Origin of the sequence: Bacillus sp. JJ1532 (assembly GCF_036965085.1) — a bacterium.
Classification (GTDB): domain Bacteria; phylum Bacillota; class Bacilli; order Bacillales; family Cytobacillaceae; genus Cytobacillus.
Genome location: NZ_JBALOW010000100.1, coordinates 1 through 6,461, shown reverse-complemented (window position 1 = coordinate 6,461; position 6,461 = coordinate 1). Strand labels below are relative to the sequence as shown.

Annotated in this window: 4 protein-coding genes; all 4 read left to right on the top strand. The window is 37.7% G+C overall.

Annotated features, from left to right (window positions below; all coding sequences use genetic code 11):
- Positions 1–320 precede the first annotated feature (320 nt).
- The 4 genes from glpK to V7122_RS23275 all read left to right on the top strand — a co-directional run bounded on the left by glpK (position 321) and on the right by V7122_RS23275 (position 6,271).
- Positions 321–1,811 (top strand): glycerol kinase GlpK, encoded by a 1,491-nt coding sequence (glpK, locus tag V7122_RS23290; RefSeq protein WP_335347696.1) that lies wholly within the window; start codon positions 321–323, stop codon positions 1,809–1,811.
- Positions 1,812–1,872: 61 nt separating this feature from the next.
- Positions 1,873–3,540 (top strand): glycerol-3-phosphate dehydrogenase/oxidase, encoded by a 1,668-nt coding sequence (locus V7122_RS23285; protein ID WP_335347697.1) that lies wholly within the window; start codon positions 1,873–1,875, stop codon positions 3,538–3,540.
- Between the two features lie 775 nt (positions 3,541–4,315).
- Complete coding sequence (locus V7122_RS23280) at positions 4,316–4,516, top strand: cold-shock protein (protein WP_066300496.1); 201 nt, start codon at positions 4,316–4,318, stop codon at positions 4,514–4,516.
- A 306-nt stretch (positions 4,517–4,822) separates the two neighbouring features.
- Positions 4,823–6,271, top strand: coding sequence for a DEAD/DEAH box helicase (locus V7122_RS23275; protein WP_335529525.1), 1,449 nt, complete (start codon positions 4,823–4,825; stop codon positions 6,269–6,271).
- Positions 6,272–6,461 lie beyond the last annotated feature (190 nt).

Genomic DNA, 6,461 nt, shown 5'->3' with positions numbered 1-6,461 from the left:
CTTTTGGTCGTGCGATGATTACGCTTCCGAAGCTTTCCTTGTCCTGTCGCATTGTCGACACTAGTACGTCCTGTACGTCGGGGGTAGGCGCTCCTCCTAAAAGCTAACGCTTTTACTCGTGCGATGATAATGCTGCCGAAGCGTTCCTTGTGGAGCTAGACAGTTCTCAAAATTAAGAAAAGTTATACTTCATTTCTGTTTTACATTACCGATTTTGTATTGAACAAAATCGGTTTTTTTATCGCAAATTAATTGTTTTTGCTAATATAGTAATAATAAGGAAAAAAGTTGCGGATTATTACTATAGGGAGAGATGGAAAGTGGAAAAGTATATGTTATCTCTAGACCAGGGAACGACAAGCTCTCGTGCGATCATTTTTGACCAAAAGGGAGCCATTGTCCATATTGCGCAAAAGGAATTTAAGCAATACTTTCCAAACCCGGGTTGGGTTGAGCATAATCCAAACGAAATTTGGGGGTCAATCCTGGCGGTTATTGCTGCAGTTCTAACAGAATCAGGTGTAAGACCTGAGCAAATTGCTGGAATTGGGATTACAAATCAGAGGGAAACGACTGTTGTGTGGAATAAAGAAACAGGCACTCCCGTATATAATGCCATTGTATGGCAATCTAGACAGACAAGCGATATTTGTGAACAATTAAAATCCCAAGGTTATGATGATATTTTTCGTGAAAAGACTGGTTTATTAATTGATGCATATTTTTCAGGCACGAAGGTTAAATGGATATTAGATCATGATGAGGGTGCCAAGGCAGATGCAAAGCAAGGGAAGTTATTGTTTGGCACGATGGATACATGGATTATCTGGAAGCTTACAGGCGGGAAGTGCCATGTAACTGATTTTTCCAATGCTTCACGGACACTTATGTTTAATATATATGATTTAAAATGGGATGAAGAATTGCTCCGAATTCTTGATATACCAGATTGTATGCTTCCGAATGTTAGGCCTTCTTCTGAAATATATGGGCATACAGCAGACTCTCACTTTTTTGGCAGGGAGGTGCCGATTGCTGGCATCGCGGGGGATCAGCAGGCAGCCCTCTTCGGACAGGCTTGTTTTGAAAAAGGCATGGCAAAAAATACGTACGGCACAGGCTGTTTTATGTTAATGAATACAGGTGAAAAAGCTGTTCGTTCTGAGCATGGACTGTTAACAACTATTGCTTGGGGCTTAAATGGAAAAGTGGAATATGCTTTAGAAGGGAGTATCTTTGTTGCGGGGTCTGCCATACAATGGCTCAGAGATGGGCTAAGGCTGCTTAAAAATGCTAAAGATAGTGAGAAATATGCGAAAAAAGTTGTATCTACTGATGGTGTATATGTAGTTCCTGCTTTTGTTGGTCTTGGTACTCCTTACTGGGACAGCGATGTTCGTGGAGCTATATTTGGATTAACAAGAGGAACAACGAAAGAACATTTCATCCGAGCGACTTTAGAATCTCTTGCTTATCAAACAAAAGATGTCCTATCCGCCATGGAAGCTGATTCGGGAATAAATTTAAAAAAACTGCGGGTAGATGGAGGAGTTGTGAAAAATAATTTTCTCATGGAATTTCAATCAAATATATTAAATGTTCCGGTCGAACGTCCTACCATTAATGAAACGACTGCACTTGGAGTAGCCTATCTTGCAGGACTTGCAGTTGGTTTCTGGAGAAGCCAGGAAGAAATCGCTGAGAAATGGGCAATTGATTGTTCTTTTAATCCCAATATGCTGGAGGAGAATCGAAATGACCTATATAACGGCTGGAAGAAAGCAGTTCATGCGGCGATGGCTTTTAAATAAAAGATCGAACATCCTCTCCTTATAGGAAACTTTACTTACTTTTGAAAAGGAGGATGAAATATTGATGTTTTCAAACAAAAACCGACACGAAATGATTAACAAACTGAAAAAGAATCAATTTGATGTTTTGATAATTGGCGGGGGAATTACCGGTGCGGGGATCGCTTTCGATGCCTCTTCTAGAGGGATGAAGACTGCTTTAGTTGAAATGCAGGATTTTGCTTCAGGCACATCAAGCCGCTCAACAAAGCTAGTACATGGCGGTCTTCGCTATTTGAAAAACCTTGAGGTTAAACTCGTTGCAGAAGTTGGAAAGGAACGAGCCGTTGTTTATGAGAATGGGCCACATGTCACAACACCTGAATGGATGCTTCTGCCGATTTATAAAGGTGGAACGTTTGGACGGATTAGCACTTCAATAGGTCTTAGAGCTTACGATTATTTAGCAGGGGTAAAAAGAGAAGAAAGGAGAAGGATGCTAAATGCTCAAGAAACGGCAGGGAAAGTCCCTCTTATTAAAAAGGAAGGACTTCAGGGTGCTGGATATTATGTAGAGTATCGTACGGACGATGCTCGTTTAACAATTGAAGTGTTGAAAGCAGCCTATGAAAAAGGAGCTGTACCTATAAATTATACGAAGGCCTATAAGCTTCTTTATAATAATAATGAAGTAGCTGGCGTAATGGCAGTTGATCAGTTAACTGGAGAAGAGTACGAGATTAAGGCACATACAATTGTTAATGCTTCAGGGCCATGGGTTGACTTTATTAGGGACTTGGATGGTTCAAAAAAAGGAAAGACAATGCAGCTGACAAAAGGTGTCCATGTTGTATTTGACCAATCTAAATTACCTTTAGAGCAGGCTGTATATTTTGACACACCAGATAACCGCATGATTTTTGCGATCCCGAGAAATGGAAAAACCTATGTAGGAACAACAGATACTTTCTATAATCATGATCCTAAAAATCCAAAAATAACTATGAAAGATAGAGATTATCTCATCCATGCAATTAACGATATGTTTCCAGATGCAGAGGTGAGAGAAACGGATATTGAATCAAGCTGGGCTGGAGTTCGGCCATTAATCTCGGTAGAGGGGAAGGACCCTTCGGAAATTTCGCGGAAAGATGAGATATGGGAAGCTCCATCTGGTCTCATTACGATAGCAGGCGGTAAATTAACGGGATACCGTAAAATGGCAGAGACCGTTGTTAATTTACTTGCAAGAAAATTAATAGCGAAAAATAACAAATATTTTCTCAGCTGCATGACAAGGGCTTTGCCTATTTCTGGAGGGGATGTTGGAGGTTCTAGAAATTATAAAGCTTTCATCGAAGGTTTATCCCGGGTTGGTATAGAAATCGGACTAACACAAGATGAGGCTTTTCATCTCGTTTCCATGTACGGGTCAAATGCTCCAATATTATTTAAAATGATTGAAACTGATAGCAGTAATAAAGCGGAGAAATATGAAATGCCAATTACTTTATGGGTTAAGCTCAAATATGCACTAGAATATGAAATGGCTTCGACCCCTTCTGACTTTTTTATAAGAAGAACAGGTGACCTGCTATTTGATATACATTCAGTAAGGAAATATCGAAAGCAGGTACACTATTATATGTCAGAATACTTTGGCTGGAGTGAAAAGAGGAAGCAACAATTTATTATGGAACTTGAGCAGGAATTAAACGATGCAACAACACCAGATAAATTGTATGAATAGGCAAATACATTAGAACATCCCGATCATCAACTAATAACACAGCTTCTTTTACCTTTTCGGTATTGGGTCTGTCTAGGAAATGAAAAACTAACTTCAGGACAGACTTCTAATCTATTTCTCGTAGGAATCCATCAATTTCAATCTGAAATAGTATTTGACTTACCGTTTATTTTTTGATACAATAAATTATTGCTTATTTGAGGTTTACTCGTAGAGTAGTGAATATTGATGTAACACAATACATCATTCGTTTGTTTAAGGTTCGGAATAAAAAATTATAATTGATCAATTAGCAGCTTATATGGCAATTTCTTCTTTAATCTTCTTCTGATTACCCGGAACATCTTCACTTCAGTTTTAATTCTACAAAATGAAAAATCACAATTATTTTATTAATCTCAATAATGAACTGATTTTCTTAATACCTGATTCCCGCTGGCACGGTCTTGGAGCCGTAAGGATGGAAGAGAGGTAGGGCTTTCATTGTTTTAGGTGTTATACTAAGATTATGCGCTGAAGCATAACATAGTAAAGCCTCGAATAGGCCAAATAGTTTAATAAATGTAATTTATCCTTTTGTTATTGACAATATTAGGTTCCTCATTTATTATAAGGTTAACGCTGTAATGTTCGTTATATATATTTTTGGATAAGTGGTCGTAGCTACAATAAATTGTGGACGATTTTATTCCTCATTTATTGTGGGTACGATCTTTTTATGTTAAAGCCTATATATTAAAGACTTATAGTGAAACATATTTTTGGAGGTAATAACATGAACACAGGTAAAGTTAAATGGTTTAATGCAGAAAAAGGATTTGGATTCATCGAGTCTTCAGAAGGTCAAGACGTATTCGTACACTTCTCTGCAATCCAAACTGATGGCTTCAAAACTTTAGAAGAAGGCCAAGCTGTAACTTTCGAAATCGTTGAAGGTAACCGTGGACCACAAGCTTCTAACGTAAATAAAGCATAATATTGCTAGAAATGGAGTGGTGCATGTCATTCATGCATCACTTTTTTACGTTATTTTTTCTCCACTTTGTATATTCTTCATCCATTCCTCAAAAGAGAATCCATCCAACTTGCTTTTTAGGAATAATACTTTTCCTCATTTAATTGGAAAATACTTTAAAGATCATTTTTTATAATGGGAAATAAATTCTTATTTTAAAAATGTAAAAAAGAGATGCAAACTGGAAAACCTATTAACGTAGTTATTGTTTAATATAGATGATGACAAAAGTAAGTAGCGTAACGATCATAAGGAGGAAAAAATATTTTGACAACATTCTCAGATTTTAGCTTAAGTAATGAAATAGTAAAAGCATTATCAAATATGGGCTTCGAGGAACCAACACCTATTCAGGCTCAAGCAATCCCGATTGGTTTAGAGGGTAAAGACATGATTGGGCAGGCCCAAACTGGTACAGGAAAAACGACTGCATTCGGTGTTCCGCTTCTAGAACAAATCAATATTGAAGAAGGAATTCAAGGTCTTGTTCTTGCTCCTACTCGTGAGCTGGCAGTTCAAGTAGCAGAGGAATTAAACCGAATCGGTCAAGTTAAGGGCGTAAAAACTTTACCAATATATGGCGGTCAGGATATCAATCGCCAAATTCGCGCTTTAAAAAACAGACCACATATTATTGCAGCTACGCCTGGAAGACTGATTGACCATATTGAAAGAAAAACGATTCGACTTAGCAATATAAAAATGGTTGTGCTTGATGAAGCAGATGAAATGTTAAATATGGGCTTTATTGAAGATATTGAAAGAATTTTAAGTGAAATTAAAGGAGAACGACAAACCCTCCTATTTTCTGCAACAATGCCTAGAAGAATTCAAACACTTGCAGAAAAATTCATGAAGGATCCGGAATTAGTAAAAATTAAAGCTAAAGAAATGACTGTGAAAAATATCGAACAGCATTACATGGAAGTTCAGGAGAAACAGAAATTTGATGTGCTTTGCAGTCTTCTTGATATTCAATCTCCAGAGCTTGCGATTGTATTTGGTCGTACAAAAAAACGTGTGGATGAAGTGGTTGAAGGATTAATTAAACGCGGCTATTCAGCTGAAGGAATTCATGGTGATATCCCTCAAGCGAAACGTGACCAAGTTATTCGCCGTTTTAAAGAGCAAACGATCGATATCATGGTTGCTACAGATGTGGCAGCAAGGGGTCTTGATATTAGCGGGGTTTCCCACGTATATAACTTTGATATTCCGCAGGATCCTGAGAGCTATGTCCATAGAATTGGACGAACAGGCCGTGCTGGAAATAAAGGACTTGCAGTAACTTTTGTATCTCCAAGAGAAATTGATCATTTGAAGATCATTGAAAACGTAACAAAGAGCAAAATGACGAAAAGTCCAGTTCCATCTTTCAAAGATGTACTAGCAGGCAATCAGCAGGCTACCATTAATCGCCTAATGGCTATTATTGAGAAAAATGACCATAATGATTATAAGCGTGCAGCCGAAAATTTACTCGAAGACACTGACTCTGTTTCCTTATTAGCAGCGGCATTAAAATTATTAACTAAGGACATTGATGTTACTCCAGTTAAATTAACAGCTGTTGAACCGATACGTGTTAGAAAGCCGCGAACAGATAGAGGCGGCGATAGAAAACGCTATAATGACAGAGGCAGAAGTTCAGGAAATGCTGGTAGAGACAGAAGAGATGGCCGGGAAAGAAGAAGAAGCCGTACAACGAATAAATAATCAGTAGTTGTTTTACAGCCCGTTATTCTGCGATAAATTGGTAAATCTTTATTTTTCCATGTATTTCTTCAAGTGAATTTGGTTAAAATCCTAAATAATTACCCATAATAAGATTTGCAGGGTAATATATTCTGTCACTGATTGATATTTAGGAGGATTAAAATGGCAACAGGTAAAGTAAAATGGTTTA